Origin of the sequence: Mucilaginibacter sp. SMC90 (assembly GCF_022811725.1) — a bacterium.
Taxonomy (GTDB): Bacteria; Bacteroidota; Bacteroidia; order Sphingobacteriales; family Sphingobacteriaceae; genus Mucilaginibacter.
Genome location: NZ_CP094527.1, coordinates 2,099,630 through 2,115,285 on the forward strand (window position 1 = coordinate 2,099,630; position 15,656 = coordinate 2,115,285).

At 43.6% G+C, this 15,656-nt stretch carries 8 protein-coding genes; 3 read left to right on the forward strand and 5 right to left on the reverse strand.

What is annotated here, in order from left to right:
- Window positions 1-19 precede the first annotated feature (19 nt).
- From MTO98_RS08955 to MTO98_RS08965, 3 genes are read left to right on the forward strand one after another with little or no spacing between them, the layout of a single operon-like run.
- Window positions 20-1,555 (forward strand): glycoside hydrolase, encoded by a 1,536-nt coding sequence (locus tag MTO98_RS08955; protein WP_243486311.1) that lies wholly within the window; start codon window positions 20-22, stop codon window positions 1,553-1,555.
- 21 nt (window positions 1,556-1,576) lie between these two features.
- Window positions 1,577-4,009: a glycoside hydrolase family 2 TIM barrel-domain containing protein gene (locus MTO98_RS08960; RefSeq protein ID WP_243486312.1), complete on the forward strand. Its 2,433-nt coding sequence runs from the start codon at window positions 1,577-1,579 to the stop codon at window positions 4,007-4,009.
- Between the two features lie 45 nt (window positions 4,010-4,054).
- On the forward strand, window positions 4,055-5,890 hold the full coding sequence (locus MTO98_RS08965; RefSeq protein ID WP_243486313.1) for a beta-galactosidase: 1,836 nt from the start codon (window positions 4,055-4,057) through the stop codon (window positions 5,888-5,890).
- Between the two features lie 104 nt (window positions 5,891-5,994).
- Here the strand turns inward: MTO98_RS08965 and MTO98_RS08970 are convergent, their stop codons facing one another.
- The 5 genes from MTO98_RS08970 to MTO98_RS08990 form a co-directional block, all read right to left on the reverse strand.
- Window positions 5,995-6,837, reverse strand: coding sequence for a hypothetical protein (locus tag MTO98_RS08970; RefSeq protein ID WP_243486314.1), 843 nt, complete (start codon window positions 6,835-6,837; stop codon window positions 5,995-5,997).
- Between the two features lie 355 nt (window positions 6,838-7,192).
- Window positions 7,193-10,138 (reverse strand): ATP-binding protein, encoded by a 2,946-nt coding sequence (locus MTO98_RS08975; RefSeq protein ID WP_243486315.1) that lies wholly within the window; start codon window positions 10,136-10,138, stop codon window positions 7,193-7,195.
- A gap of 220 nt (window positions 10,139-10,358) precedes the next feature.
- Window positions 10,359-10,538 carry a histone H1 gene (locus MTO98_RS08980; RefSeq protein ID WP_243486316.1) on the reverse strand — a complete coding sequence of 60 codons (180 nt, stop codon included), beginning with the start codon at window positions 10,536-10,538 and terminating at the stop codon, window positions 10,359-10,361.
- Between the two features lie 151 nt (window positions 10,539-10,689).
- Window positions 10,690-13,092 (reverse strand): beta-L-arabinofuranosidase domain-containing protein, encoded by a 2,403-nt coding sequence (locus tag MTO98_RS08985; protein ID WP_243486317.1) that lies wholly within the window; start codon window positions 13,090-13,092, stop codon window positions 10,690-10,692.
- Between the two features lie 26 nt (window positions 13,093-13,118).
- Window positions 13,119-15,488: a glycoside hydrolase family 127 protein gene (locus MTO98_RS08990; protein ID WP_243486318.1), complete on the reverse strand. Its 2,370-nt coding sequence runs from the start codon at window positions 15,486-15,488 to the stop codon at window positions 13,119-13,121.
- Window positions 15,489-15,656 lie beyond the last annotated feature (168 nt).

Sequence of the window (15,656 nt, forward strand, 5' to 3'; positions counted from 1 at the left end):
ATTTGTTGATTTAAATGAGATGATAATAAAAACTACTATAAGAAAAGTACTGTTTGCAGCCGCGGCTTTAGGGCTTAATATCCCTCTTGCAAGCAGCCAAACCAAAGAGGCTACTATTGATATTGATCTTTCCAAAACGTATCAAACTATCAGCAATTTTGGCGCGTCAGATGCATGGTCATGCCAGTTTGTTGGTAACTGGCCAGATGACAAGCGCAACAAAATTGCCGATTTGCTTTTTAGCCGGGATAACAATGCCGATGGTTCACCCAGGGGGATAGGTTTATCCATGTGGCGGTTTAATATCGGCGCAGGCAGTAGCCAGCAAGGGAATGATAGTGGTATTAAAGACGAGTGGCGCCGTGCCGAGTCGTTTTTAAATAGCGATGGTAGTTACAACTGGCAAAATCAGGCCGGGCAGGTGTGGTTTCTGAAAGCTGCTAAGCAACGCGGGGTTAAACAATTTTTAGGTTTTAATAATAGTCCGCCGGTGCAGTTTACTGTTAATGGTAAAGCTTATGCAAATGGCGGCAAAGTAAACATAGCTGCTGATAAATATGATGCTTATGCATTGTTTTTGGCCAAAGTGGTAAAAGGCGTTGAGCAGGTAAGTAACGTGAAGTTTAATTATATAAGCCCTATAAATGAACCGCAATGGGATTGGAGTGATGGCGGACAGGAGGGTGCTCCATATAACAACACAGAGATAGCCGGAGTGATAAAGGCTATTAATAAAGAGTTTGTAAATAATAAAGTGGGTTCAAAAATCCTGGTTGGTGAAGCAGGCAGCATTAACTATTTATTTACCAAAGGCGATAAGCCGGGTAAAGGCAGCCAAATAGCAGATTTTTTTAAACCGGGATCAGAGAATTACATAGGCGATCTGCCTTCGGTGGCCAAAACTATTTCGGCTCATAGCTATTTCACTACGTCGCCAATGGCATCATCAGTAAAAGCCCGTACGACACTGGCCGATAGTGTGGCAGTTGTAAAAGGGCTTGATTTTTGGCAATCGGAGTATTGCATTTTAGGCGATAACGCAGGTGAAATAAACGGCAACAAGCGTGATCTTGGTATTGACGCGGCGCTGTACCTGGCATCTGTGATCCATACCGATCTTACCGCAGCCAATGCCTCGGCCTGGCAATGGTGGACTTCCATATCTGCCTATGACTATAAGGATGGCCTCATCTACATTGATAAAAATAAAACTGACGGAAACTTTTACGCCAGTAAAATGCTTTGGGCCCTGGGCAACTACAGCAGGTTTGTTAACCCGGGCGCAGTAAGGGTTGACGCTGTGGTTTCAGTATCTGCCGAAGGAAAGCCTTTGCTTGCTTCGGCATTTAAAAATGGGAAAAACGTAACTGTGGTTGTGATCAATCCGGGAACAAGCGATGTAACTGCAGCCCTTAACATCAATAGTGCTAAAGTTCAGTTTACGTCATCGTACTTAACATCACAGGCCGATGAGCTTAAGGCCAATAAAATAACCGGCAGTAAAACTATTATTCCGGCCCGTTCTGTCATTACCATTACAGGTGTCATCAAATAGCATCTTTATTACTATCATAAAATGAAAAATAAAAATTATCTGCTTCTTATTTTACTCGGTATTGTATTGCTGCCCGGTGTGCTCAAAGCACAGGGGAGTGGCAAGCCGGCTTTATTTAATTCGGCCTGGGGTTTCCACAAAGGCGATATCAACGCAGGTATCAGCGGGATTGCAGCCGAAACACAATGGAAAACTGTTGATCTTCCGCATGACTGGAGCATTGAAGGCCCCTTCAGCAATGAGTGGGCAAGCGCCACCGGCTATTTGCCTGGTGGAATAGGCTGGTATAAAAAAACTTTTAATGGTAATGCCACCTGGAAAGGGAAGCAGGTGTATGTTTATTTTGATGGGGTATATAAAAACAGTGAGGTATGGATCAATGGGCATTCATTAGGAAAACGCCCAAATGGCTTTATCTCGTTTCAGTATGAGCTAAGCAAGTATTTAAATTTAAATAGTAAAAATACTATAGCTGTAAGGGTAGATCATAGCGAGTTTGCCGATTCGCGCTGGTATACAGGTTCGGGTATTTACCGTAATGTATACCTGATTGTTAAAGATCGTGTACACATTGCCCCCTGGGATGTTGCATTTACAACACCTGATGTTTCGGCAGAAAAAGCTACCGTAAAGGTTAAAGTGAGCGTTACCAATAGCAACGCAGCAGATGCAGCCGTATCAGTTAAAGTAAACCTGCTTGATGAAAAGGGAAAAGCGGCTGTTGCCCTGCAAAAGCAAATAAAAGTAAAACCGGGCACTCATGATGTTGAGTTTGAGCAGGAGGTTAAATCTCCGCAGCTATGGGATACCGAACAATCAAACCTCTACAAACTACAGGTATCGCTTAGCCGCAATGGTAAAGCATTTGACGAGGTAACGCAATCTGTAGGGATCAGAAGTATCCGTTTTGATAAGGATAAAGGTTTCTTTTTGAACGATAAAAGTACAAAGCTTAAAGGCGTTTGTATCCATGACGACGCAGGTGCGCTGGGTGTTGCCGTTCCTGAAGAAGTTTGGGTACGCAGGCTGAAAATATTGAAAGATGTGGGTGTAAACTCACTCAGGTTAAGCCACAACCCTCATGCCGATTATTTGTACGATCTGTGCGATAAAATGGGCTTTTTAGTGATGGATGAAGCCTTTGATGAGTGGGAGGCAGGAAAAAACAAATGGGTAGCCGGCTGGAATGTGGGCACGCCATCTAAAAATGGGTATCACGAATATTTTAAAGAATGGGCAGATAGGGATGTAGCGGATATGGTGCAGCGCTCGCGTAACCACCCATCAATTATCATGTGGAGTATCGGTAATGAGATCGATTATCCTAATGACCCTTATACACATGAAGTATTAAACACTGGCCGTAACCCGCAGATCTATGGGAAAGGCTACCTGCCGGATCATCCGCCAGCAAGTGAATTGACACCTATAGCCAAACAACTGGTTAAGGCCGTTAAAGCCGTTGATACTACCCGCCCGGTAACCGCTGCTTTAGCCGGTGTGGTAATGTCAAACGAGGTAGGCTATCCGGAAGTGCTTGACGTTGTTGGTTATAATTACCAGGAATACCGCTATCCGGAAGATCATAAAAAATATCCTAACCGTATTATTTACGGCAGCGAGAATGGTATGGCCCAGCAAGCCTGGAACGCTGTTGATAGTAATGAATACATTTCGGCCCAATACTTATGGACAGGTATCGACTACCTGGGCGAGGCCGGTAAATGGCCGCAACGCAGTAACGGTGCCGGTTTAATTGATTTAGCCGGTTTTAAGAAGCCGGAGTATTTTTTCAGGCAAAGTTTATGGTCGGTAAAGCCAATGGTTTATGTGGGCGCGCGTGCAATAACCAGTACCGAAGACAAAGGGATCTGGAGCCATCGTACCGCCGAGCCCGTTTGGAACTGGCAGCCAGGCAGCAAAATAAAAGTTGATTGCTTTACCAACTGCCAGGAAGCCGAATTATTCCTGAACGGTAAATCGCTTGGTAAACAATCGCGCAGCACTGCAAAAGGGCAGGTTCCGTCATGGCAGGTTGATTATGAACCCGGCGAACTTGTTGTAAAAGGCTATAACAACGGTATTGAAGTTTGCACCAACAATATAAAAACAACAGGGGATGCTTATCAGCTAAAGGCTGTAGCTGATAATACCACTTTTGGCAGCGGCACAAAAGGGTTAAGCCAAATTGAAATTTACATTACCGATAAAGATGGTAACCATGTGTTCAATGCTACTGACGAGGTAACGGTATCAGTAACCGGGCCCGCTAAGTTATTAGGCCTGGAAAGCGGGAGTACCAGCAGCCATGAAAACTATCAGGCTAATCAACGTAAGGTAGTGCATGGACATTTGTTAGCCTATATACAAACCACTGGTAACAAAGGCAATGTACAGTTGCAGTTTAGTGCCGGTAACCTTAAATCATCAACCATAACATTAACCGTAAAATAACCACCCCATATATCGATAAATATAATTCCTGCATTTTTTTAATTTATGAAGCTTATAAAACTATTGTTCCTGTTTGTTATCCTGTTTGCATCTTCAACGCTAAAGGCTCAAACCAATAAACACAATTTTGCCCTTGGCGATACCACGTTTCTGCTGGATGGTAAACCTTTACAGATCATCTCGGGCGAGATGCATTATACCCGTGTTCCGCGCGAAGCCTGGCGTCAACGTATGAAAATGGCCAAAGCAATGGGCTTAAATACCATTGGTACTTATGTTTTCTGGAATGTACACGAACCGCAAAAAGGACATTATGATTTTGCAGGCAATCATGACATAGCCGAATTTGTGAAGATAGCCAAAGAGGAAGGACTTTGGGTAATATTACGTCCCAGCCCTTATGTTTGTGCCGAATGGGAGTTTGGCGGCTATCCTTACTGGCTCGAAAAGGAGCAGGGTTTAGTTGTACGCAGCAAGGAGCCTAAATACCTGGAGGCTTATAAAAAATACCTTACTGAAGTAGGTAAGCAATTATCTCCGTTGCTGGTAAATCATGGCGGTAACATTTTAATGGTGCAGATTGAGAATGAATACGGTTCATACGGCAGCGATAAAGATTATCTTGCCCTTAACCGCAAAATGTTCGTCGATGCAGGTTTTGATTGCCAGCTTTATACCTGCGATCCGGAACCTGCCATTAAAGATGGCCATTTACCGGGTTTGTTACCTGCTATAAACGGCGTTGATGATGTAGCAAAAGTTAAAAAACTGATCAATGAAAATTATAATGGCAAAGGCCCTTATTTTATTGCCGAATGGTACCCTGCCTGGTTTGACTGGTGGGGTACGCCGCACCATACTATCCCTGCAGATAAGTATGTACCGAAACTTGATTCGGTATTAGCGGCAGGTATTTCTATCAATATGTACATGTTTCATGGTGGTACAACCCGTGGTTTCATGAATGGCGCAAACTATAACGATCAAAATCCTTATGAGCCGCAAATCAGTAGTTACGACTATGATGCGCCGCTTGATGAGGCCGGTAATGCCACCGATAAATTCATGAAATTCAGGGCCGTGATCAGTAAGCACCTGCCTGCAGGTGTAACCCTGCCCGAAGTTCCGGCAGCTAAGCCCGCCATGAATCTTCCGGCTATTAATTTTACCAAATCAACAAGTTTGTTTGATGTATTGCCGGCTGCTAAGATCAACAGTACGCCACTTACTTTTGAAGACCTGAACCAGGCATATGGCTTTGTATTGTACCGCACAACAATTGACGGCGGTAAATCGGGCCTGCTTAAACTTAAAGACCTGCGCGATTACGGAATGGTTTATGTAAACGGCAAACGTGTGGGTATTGTTGACAGGCGTAAATACCAGGACAGCCTGATGATCACTTTGCCTAAAGGAAAGGTGACATTAGATATCCTGGTTGAAAACCTTGGCCGCATTAATTTTGGCCCGTACCTGCTTAAAAACAAAAAAGGTATTACAGAAAAGGTGCTTTTTGCCGGCACAGAGGTTAAAAACTGGAAAATGTATTCGCTGCCATTTGATGATATCAGCAAAGTAAAAGCAAACTCCGCAGCTAAAAAGACTGCTAATAACTCGCCTCAATTAAAGAAAGCTACTTTTAAAGTTGATAAATTAGCCGATACTTACCTTGATATGAGCAAGTGGGGTAAAGGTATCGTTTGGATCAATGGGCACAACCTGGGCCGTTACTGGTATTACGGTCCGCAACAAACCGTGTATGTACCGGTTGAGTGGTTAAAGAAAGGCGATAATGAAATAACCGTGCTTGAACTGATAAAACCATCGGTAAATAAATTGAATGCTATTGATCATCCTATTCTGGATGTTTTAGGGAAATAGCTATGTGATACTTTGTAAACACAATAAAACTAAAAGAGGATGCCGCTTATGCAGTGGTATCCTCTTTTAGTTTTAATTAAAAATTGGGCTGTGGCAAATAAGCGTTAAGCTGCTTTTGTTTTCTTTAACAGATGAACTCCAATTAAATAAGGCATTATGAAGGCAATAGCAGGCACAGCCACGAGATAGCTCACCGTTTTGAAAGGCTCGGGCCATGAGGGTGGTAGTACAACCAGCACCATGCCTGTTAAACCAAAGAAAATATAATATCTACACACAACAGGATTAAAAAGCCCGGTGACTTTAAGTGAAACAGCAAAAAATACCGTACCGAGGTACATTAACAGCACCTCTGTTATGCTGATCATATAAAATAAACTTTTCACGGGCCCATACCAGTCGGGGCGTTTTGTAGCATCCAATTGTATAAAAATCCGGAATGCATCTGTCAGGTAATATCCCCAAAAAGCCATATTGATGACAAAAAGAGGTACTGCAAGGTTTATAGCCGCTGAAGCCATTACTGAATACAGGTTTTCGCCTGCAGCCTGCAGTTTTACTTTTAATAGTGCAGAACCAAATGCCAATAAAATACCGCCTGCAATGAGTATAGTATACCGTATCTGCTGCTCAGCAGCGCTGTTAACCCAGCCTTGCAATGTTGCAGGCGGCGGCCCCATGCCCGCGAATATTGAAAATAAGAGCCAGGGCGCAAACAGTAATAATGAAGTGGTTACCTGTTGCAGTATGCTGCGGTCGTTGCTTTTGAGTTGATAGCCGCCGAGGTTCCATGCAGCTACTATCATTAAACAGGCATTGATAAGCCAAACAGGCAAGTAAATTTGATAGCTTATATGCCCTATACCAAAACCAATAGCCGCCACTATCAATGGTATAAGGCATAAGTAAACGAGGCTTAGCTTTTGCGTAAATAAGAGTGATTTCATGGATGTTAGCAGGGTAGGATAGTTGAAACTTTTTGTAATAATCAAGCGGGGGGCCAACCCGTTCAAAGCCATGTTGTCTTTTCCCTGGTTTTGGATATGGTTTTGGCAATTCCTTCAAATGGTATAACCAATAGTGCCGTTGCACTTATCAAGGTGTGTACAAATGAGTTTCGTTTCATATGGATTTCTGTTGCGTTGTTTGAACCAATGTGCCGGAGGGAATACACAAAGCAAATAAACGCCATGCGGTATACAATCACTTTAGAGTTTGTTGCAAATACATTCGAGTTTGTGGCATTTTTAAACTTCCAGGCGAAAGCACAAAGAGGCCGGCTGCATAAATTAGTAACAGAAATTATATAGCACCAACTGTTTTAGGTGCAAAGCCAAAATGCCGGGAAAAGCTTGCCGAAAAGCTGGCAGGGCTGCTAAAGCCAACCATATAGGCTACTTCGGCTACTGTAGCGATGCGACGTTGAAGCAGGCCATGGGCATATTGCAACCTTACTATTCGGATCAGTTCGCCGGGCGATTGGTTTATGAGATCCTTTAATTTACGGTGCAATTGGGTACGGCTCAGGCCCATATCCCGCGCAAGCTGATCGGCACTGTAACCTTCCTCGTTCAAATGACTTTCTACCGCACTGCGCACGCGGGTAATAAAGTCACGTTCTATCGATGGCATGGAAAGTGCATCGGTAAACCATAGGTCCTGCCTGTTGTAATGTTCACGTAACTGGTCACGCACACTGATCAGGTTATCAATAAGTGCAAACAATTCGCGTTTTTCAAAGGGCTTGGCCAGATAAGCATCTGCACCGGTTTCAATGCCCTGTATCCGGCTGTTAACATCGGCCTTAGCAGTAAGGATGATGATGGGTATGTGGCTGGTTTTTACGTCCTTTTTTAGTGTTAAACTAACTTCATATCCATCAACGTGTGGCATCATCAGGTCGGTGATGATAAGGCTGGGAATATGCTCCAGGGCAAAATCGATACCTTCCCTTCCGTCGGCCGCAGTTAACACCCGGTAATTATCCTTAAGCGATTGAAAAATAAAATCCCGGAGTTCCTGATGATCTTCTATCAGCAATACCAACGGTTTATTTTCGTCGGTACTTGTTAGCGATGCACGATCAGCTACAGACGGGGTAACTCCGGCAGGCAATAGTTCTGGTACAGGTTCGGATACGGCATTTGCGGGCTGGTATGGCATATTGATACTGACCTTTGTAAACAAGCCTTCCTTACTTTCTATCCGGATTTGCCCGCCCATCAGTTCAACCAGTTCTTTGGTAATGGCAAGGCCAATACCTGTTCCCTCGGCCGAGCGGGTATCTGAAGGATCGGCCTGGTAAAACCTGTCGAACACATAATTTATTTTACTTTCCGGAATACCTTTTCCTGTATCTCTTATTGTTAAAGAAAAAGTATCCTCCGGTGCTTCATTGCCCTTTTTTAAAGTGATTTCCACCTCGCCCTTGTCGGTGAATTTTAAAGCATTTGATATTAAATTGATAATAATTGCATCCAGTTTGTCCCTGTCGCCAAATATCCAAAGCGTATTTTGGGATGAGGTAAAATGCAATGAGATCCCTTTTTGCTTTACTAATGACTCGTACGAAAGAATATGCATCCTGACAAGCGCAACCAGGTTCAGAGGGGCAAGGTTAACTTCCATTGATCTATTTTCAAGCTTGCTTAAATCCAATAATTGATTGATGAGTTGCAGCAGACGGGATGCGTTGTTGAGGATGAGGCGGCTATATTGTTGAACCTCTTCATTGGCAGTTTTAGCTATTAATTCCTTTGCCGGATTAATAATGAGCGTTAGGGGTGTTTTAAACTCGTGGGTAATGTTGGTGAAAAAGCGCGACTTTACTAAGTCCATTTCACGCAATTTATTGGTCTGTTCCCGGAGTTCGGCGGTACGCAGTGCTACAATTTCTTCAAGACGCCGGGCTTCACCTGCTATCAATTCCCTTTTTTCGGCTTCTTGTGCAAGGGCCCGGGCCGATAATTTTTTTACCTCCAGAAGTTTTGCGGTGAGGCTTTCATTAGTCCGGGCAAAGTTAAGGGCCAGGTAAAGCGATAAACAAAGCGGTAAAATTAATTCGCCGGTAGCCATAACCAATAAACGCAGGGAGTTGAGCTGATATGGCCACAAGCGAAATACATCATCCCAGGCAAAATAGTAAAGCAGTATAACTATAACTACACCGGCGCTTATGAGCCATACACCCTTTTGCCTTTTTTTAATAAGTCGAAATACCGACCAAAATCCATCTAATATGAAAATGAAGAACAACTGCGAGAAATAATCGGTCCAGGCCTCAATATGTTGTGAATACTTATAAATGTATGCGGCAAAATATAGCGTACTTACTGTAGTTAATACTATTATTCGCCAGCGGGGAATCCGGTTATAATCAAGTTTGTACAGCAGCATCACGGCAGCCCACAACATGATAACCTTGCCATCGTCTATTACTGTTTGAGCAATAAATTGTATTGCTGGGGTATTGGTGCGGTAAAACAGGTAGATGCCTATTTCGTTAATACCGATCAGCAACACAAAAAGTGCATAGTAAAGATTCAGTTTTTGCCTGGGATAAAAAAGGAACAATAAAAGATGTACAAGCCCTAAAATAAGCTGCGCCGCCGCGCACATAAGCATAAAATTGAAGCGCTGATTAGCTGTTTGTATTTTAGGCGCAAGCTGATCGTAGTTGCCTATCCATGTTTGGAAGCCATAAAAGTTAGCATATACCTCAAAAAAATTGGAATAGTGGATAGCGATGAGGTGCGGGCGGGTGTCTGCGAGCCATATAGGGATGAGTTCCCTTCTTGCGCTCATGGCCTGCATTTCTTTTGCCGAATTACCAACCTTGCCGTAACCGCCAATAGGTTTGCCATCTAAAAAGATCTCCGAAGCGCCGTCATGATTGATGCGTAGTGATAGTTTTTTGTTTACAAGGTCGCTGTCAACTCTGATCCAGGAGCCGAACCAGCCGACTCCCCGCCAGCCGTGCGGTGCATTTTGTTTTCCGAAAGCTGTGTAATGCAACGTGTCCCAACCTGTTGTACTTGCTGCGTTTTGCTGATGTGCAGACAGTTTGCCGGCATGAAAATACCAAAGCGAATCATTGAAATATATTTCGTTTTGTATCCCAAAATTTCTTGAATGTATCAGGGCGGTGTCTTGAGCATGTGCACTTTTAAAAGCACACAAAAACACAATGCACCATAAAAGCGCATACCAACGGATGAACATATTTGAAAAGATATTTCCGCGATACATGGGTTAACAACTCAATCTGTGATAGTCAAAAATAATGTTTTGACATGGGGTTACCAATCATGAACGCTATTAACTGCCTATGGTTTTGGTAATTAGTATAAATACTGAGAAGAGGATAGGGAAAAGTGAGAAGGGAACAGAAATGAATGGCCGGGGCGTCAAAAAACAAAGCGGGTACCTGGAAAAACAGGCCCCGCTTTATCTAAAAGATTTTTGACTGTTAGTTAGCAGCGTTTTTCTTTTCAGTAACTTCTTTACGGATATCCGTAGCAAGTACTTTTAATTGTTGCATTGCATTACGCAATCTTGTTCCGGCTGCTTTGTTGCCTTTTTCATAAAAGCTTGCTGCATCAGCTTCTGCTGCTGCAATTACTTCTTTCACTTTTTCAAAATTTACCATTTTTTTATTTTTTAAGGCCTCAAATGTATGGAATATAACTTTACAGACAAATGATAATACCTTCTCTTCTGCAAATTGACGGTTTAGTTGTTAGCCATAAGTTTTAAGTGTTTAAAATATAACAGATGACCTTTCACTTATTACTTCCGGTTTATTTAACGGCCCATTCATGTATTCCTGTTGAATTATCAACCGGCAATTGAATTTCCATCCGCAAAGCTGTAGTAGTTACGGGTTCAAATGAAACTACGTTGAAACTATCTTTACTTACGCTGTATGGTGTAGTGTTTTTAACAGGTACCCATTGGCCATCTTTTTTATACAATATCTTGTATGATACCGGGATGCGGCAACCGCCCCACGGCCCGTCATCATACCAGTAAACTTTTGATTCGCTAACTGTATGTTCGGCATCAAAATCATACTGAACAAATTCATTGGTGTTTTTAGCGGGCCACCAGTGCAGGTAGGGGTAATTGGTATCCTTTGAATCGGCAGGTTCGTACTGATCTTTTATGGCGGCGAACATCCGCACGTTTTTTAACGATGCGCTTACTTTACTGGTGCTGGCAATGGTAGGTGCCGGTTTTGGTCGTACTGCCGAAGCTTCGTATGGGATCCAAACAGTCATTTCGCTTGGCCCGCGGTTAGCCCAGGCGTAGTAGGGGATAGCCTTTACCATTTGATCGGTTTGTAAAATACTGTCGGTTTTAAGCTGGCGTTTAGCGCTTTTGCCTTCAGTGCTGATCACATCAACACCGTTGAGCAGGTCGGCATGGTAGTTAGCATCGGCAATGGCGTTTTTGTTGATCAGGATGTTTTGCACCAGGCTGTCCTTGTTATCTGGACCTTCAAGGCAATAAACAATGGGGCCGCGCTCAAAGGCAAACCTGCCGCGGTCGTCCTTAACTTGCTGGTTAGCCAATACTTTTTCAGTTTCCATCGGCAATAAAAGCGACACCTTATCGCCTTTTTTCCAGGTGCGTTTTAATACGGCATAGCCCTTTTCGGTTTCAAATGATTTTGCCTGCCCGTTGATCATCAGCGTAAGCGGGAAGGATTTTTTATCCATAAAAGTGTACAGATCGCCAGGTACAGGTTGTTGCTTTGCCCAGCCCGGGATACGTACCCGTAATGTAAATTCGCCGGTTTTATCAGGGTTAACGGTAATATCAACCCTGCCTTTCCACGGATAGTCTGTTTGCTGTACAATATTCACATTACCCCCGGCAAGTTTGATATTACTTGAGTTGCTCATGAACAGGTTAATGTACAGGTCGTTTTTGTTTTTAGCATAAACGTAGCCCGGCAATGATGGTAAAAAGCGGGTCATGTTGCTGATACAGCAGGCACAGCTGATCCAGGCGCTGCGCTGATGCTGGAACATAGACGCCAATGGATTAGGGTAAAAGAACCTGTTACCGCTTAGCGATACGCCTGAGAGCAGGCCGTTATAAAGCGTTCTTTCAAGTACGTCGATATATTTTGAATCGCCATGCAATAAAAACATCCTGTTGTTCCAGTAAACGTTACCAATGGCGGCACAGGTTTCGGCATAGGCCGACATGTTAGGCAGTTGATATGCATCGCCAAAAGCTTCGCCTGCACCGGTTGCGCCAATGCCGCCGGTTATATACAATTTTTTAGTTACCACATCGCTCCAGATATCGTCGATAGCTGCCAGGTATTGGGTGTTACCTGTGAGGGCAGCAATATCGGCCATGCCGGTATACATATAAGCGGCGCGTACTGCGTGACCTTCGGCCTCGTGCTGGTCAACTACTTTTTTATCGGCCTGGTTGTAGGCATCGCCTTTAGGGCCGCGAACATCTAAAAAGAATTTAGCCAGATCAAGGTATTGCTTGTTGCCGGTAACACGGTACATTTTTGACAGACCGATCTCCACTATCTGGTGACCCGGATATTCTTCAATTTTGCCTGGCCCGAAGGTTTTAACCAATAAGTCGGCATTTTTTATGGCAATGTTGAGCAGTGTGCGTTTGCCGGTTGCCTGGAAGTGGGCAACGGCTGCTTCATACAAATGGCCGCAATCATACAGCTCATGGCTCAGTATTTCTTCATTTACCCAACGTTTAGCGCCAATCCATTCATGTGGTTTTTTGGCGTTTACTGTGCGGAAGGTGTACAGGTAACCATCGGGCTCCTGAGCAGCGCCAATAATAGTGATCAGGCTATCTATAGCTTTATCAAGCTGAGGGTTCTTTTTATTTTGCATAGAGTAAGATGCCCCCTCAATGGCCTTGTACACATCTGTATCATCAAAAGGAAACTCACTTAACTTATCGCCATCAAGTTTTTTTGCTGCACGTAAAAAGTTGTCCATGCGGCCGTTGGCTTTGCATTGCGCCAGCACATACGGAATGGTAACCGTAGCGTTTACCTCCATTTTTGGCTGCCAGAAGTTGTCGTTTACATGTACGCTGGTAAAGGCAACCGGCTGAATTGGGTAATCCTTTTGCTGCGCCAATAACGGACTTGTAAGTGTTGCCAGCGACAACGCAAGCATGCCGGCAACTTTTTGTTTATTGATCATGATATTCAGTTTCTTTTAATTAAAAATTAGTTTTTAACCATGCGTGTGCCATAAACCGGGCCCGCGCTATTTTCTTTTTGAGGCAGCAGTTTTACAGTTACTTTTAGTTTGCCTTTAGTTAACTCGATAGGGAGGGTGTAGCTGATATCATAAAAACGGCTTTCCTTGTACTGGTTCAGGTCTTCGGTAGCCAGTTTTACGCCATCAATCATGATGTCAAATTTTCTGCCGCGGTTATCCATACCCCAGTAAGTATTAATGAGGGTATTTTGAGCGTTGGCGTCAACCTTCATTTCGTATTGCAGGTAGCCACCGTTCTCTGTCGATCTCCATTTCTTTTGGTGGTCTTCGCCGGTAGTGGCGTTTTCGCTTGTGAAGTTATGGTCGCGTTCAGGTTGCATTTCGCCTAAGCGCACAATATCCATGGTACGGGCTTCCAGTTCCTGTTGCTTTTTCCTTTGCTCCTCATAGGCTTTTTGTTGTACTACCCAGGTTTGCGGCGTAAACACATCCCAGTAAATAGAATAGTATTGGTTTTGAGTTTGATTGAATGGGATCAGGGTAACTTCTTCAGGTTTTGAAATATTCACCGTGCGGAAGCTTAACTGTTTTTTATCAATCATCTGCAGCCATTGGTTAGGGTCTGTTTCGCTGGTCACAAATACCGGAACGCCTTTTAACGGATCGGGCTCGGTGTTACCTAATACGCCCGCAAGCAATACCGGGCCGTAAAATACGGCACGCCTGTTGGCATTATCAGGCATGGCTTCGGTGTAAAGTTTTTCGGGCGTAGTGAATTCAATTTTGTCGTTGTTGTTCCATTTGCGGTTTAAAATTATGTAGCCCTGATCGTCCGTTGTTGCCGTTTGCGCTTTTCCGTTGATGCTGATGCTGGCATTTGCAGTCCATTTTGGTTTACGGATGCGGATAGCCAGCGTAACCGGTTTTTTGGTGTTTACACTAAATGAGATGTGATCATCATTAGGGAAACTGCTTTCCTGCTTTACCGATAGGCCTTTTGATGCCCAGTTAAGCACCGATGGGATGAACAGGTTCACATATAAACTACCATCAGCCCCTTTAAAATAAATGCTTTCGTTGTATTTAACGTGATTTTCCATGCCCGAGCCAACGCAGCAAGTAAAATCATCAAAAGGAGTACTGTAATGCTTGGTGCCGCCCATCCTTAAGGGCACAAAGTAGCACATCATGCCGTCAGCATGGTTTTGTGAGGCAAGGATGTGGTTATACAACGCTTTTTCATAATAATCCATCAGCATAGCCGAAGGCTCAACTGCAAACAAATGCCGGGTTAATTTCAGCATGTTGTAGGTGTTGCAGGTTTCAGTTGTGTTTTCGGTAAGCTTATCATTAAGCTTATCTGCATCGCTCAGGTACTCGTAATTGCTGTTACCGCCTGTAGCATAGGAGTGGTGGTTAACAATAGTTTCCCAAAAAAAATCGGCAATATCTTTGTCCTTTTTATCGCCGGTAAGCTCATACCTGCGGGCACTGGCTATAATTTTCGGGATCTGGGTGTTGGAGTGCTTGCCCGGCAAAATATCCTGCCGTTGTGAAAGGGGATCAAGGATCTTTTTATCGTAGAACTTATAAGATAGCCCGAGATATTTTTTATCACCTGTAATAGCATATAAATTGGCAAGCGTTTCGGCCATTCCTCCGTACTCGCACAGGAGCATTTTTTGCAGTTTTTCGTCATCAAGGTTCTTGATGGTTTCGCCCGTCCAATCGGCCATGCCTTTGCATACTTTCAGGGCCTCTGCATTATTGCAATATAAATAGGCATCCAGCAAGCCACCCATAACCTTATGTACAGTATACCACGGCGACCAGCCACCATTTAAATCAAAACCACGTGAACGGATATCGCCTTTGGCAACCTCGGCCCAAATGGTATCTTCTTTAGGGATGGCACCTACATAACCGGTTTTACGGGCTACCTGGCATTCATCAAGCTCTTTAACTATATAGTTTACACGTTTTAAAAATTCCGGATCGCGGGTTGATGCATAATGCATGGATATAGCCGACAGGTAATGGCCCAGCGTATGCCCTGCCAAACCCGATGATTCCCAGCCTTCATACATTTTACCCTTAGGCTTAAGGCCCGAGTGTGAGCGGAAAGCCGAAAGTAACCTGTCTGGTTCTATTGATAGTAAATATTTAACATCAGCATCCATTGCTTTTTTAAAAGGGCTCTCCAGTAATTGAACATCCTTTAAGTTAAAAGAGTAAGCTTTAACCGGCACTACTGGTTTTATTTTTATCCGGGCATCGTTCCATTCGGGTACGTATGATTGCGCCTGTATAGTTTGTGCCCCGGCTAAGCAGGCCGCGAGGCATAAGTTCAATTTAAACCACTTTTTTATTAGCATGATAATTTTGTGTAACTGTAAGAATAAGTTTCAACTAAATTAGTGTGCTTTGCACAATTATTTTGAATAATATTTTGCAGTTGATAGCAGGATTTTATCCGCTTTTTTAACGCAACGGCTTTTTAAAGTAAGTTTTTTAACAGCCTTGAAAGTTAACTGTCAGGATAT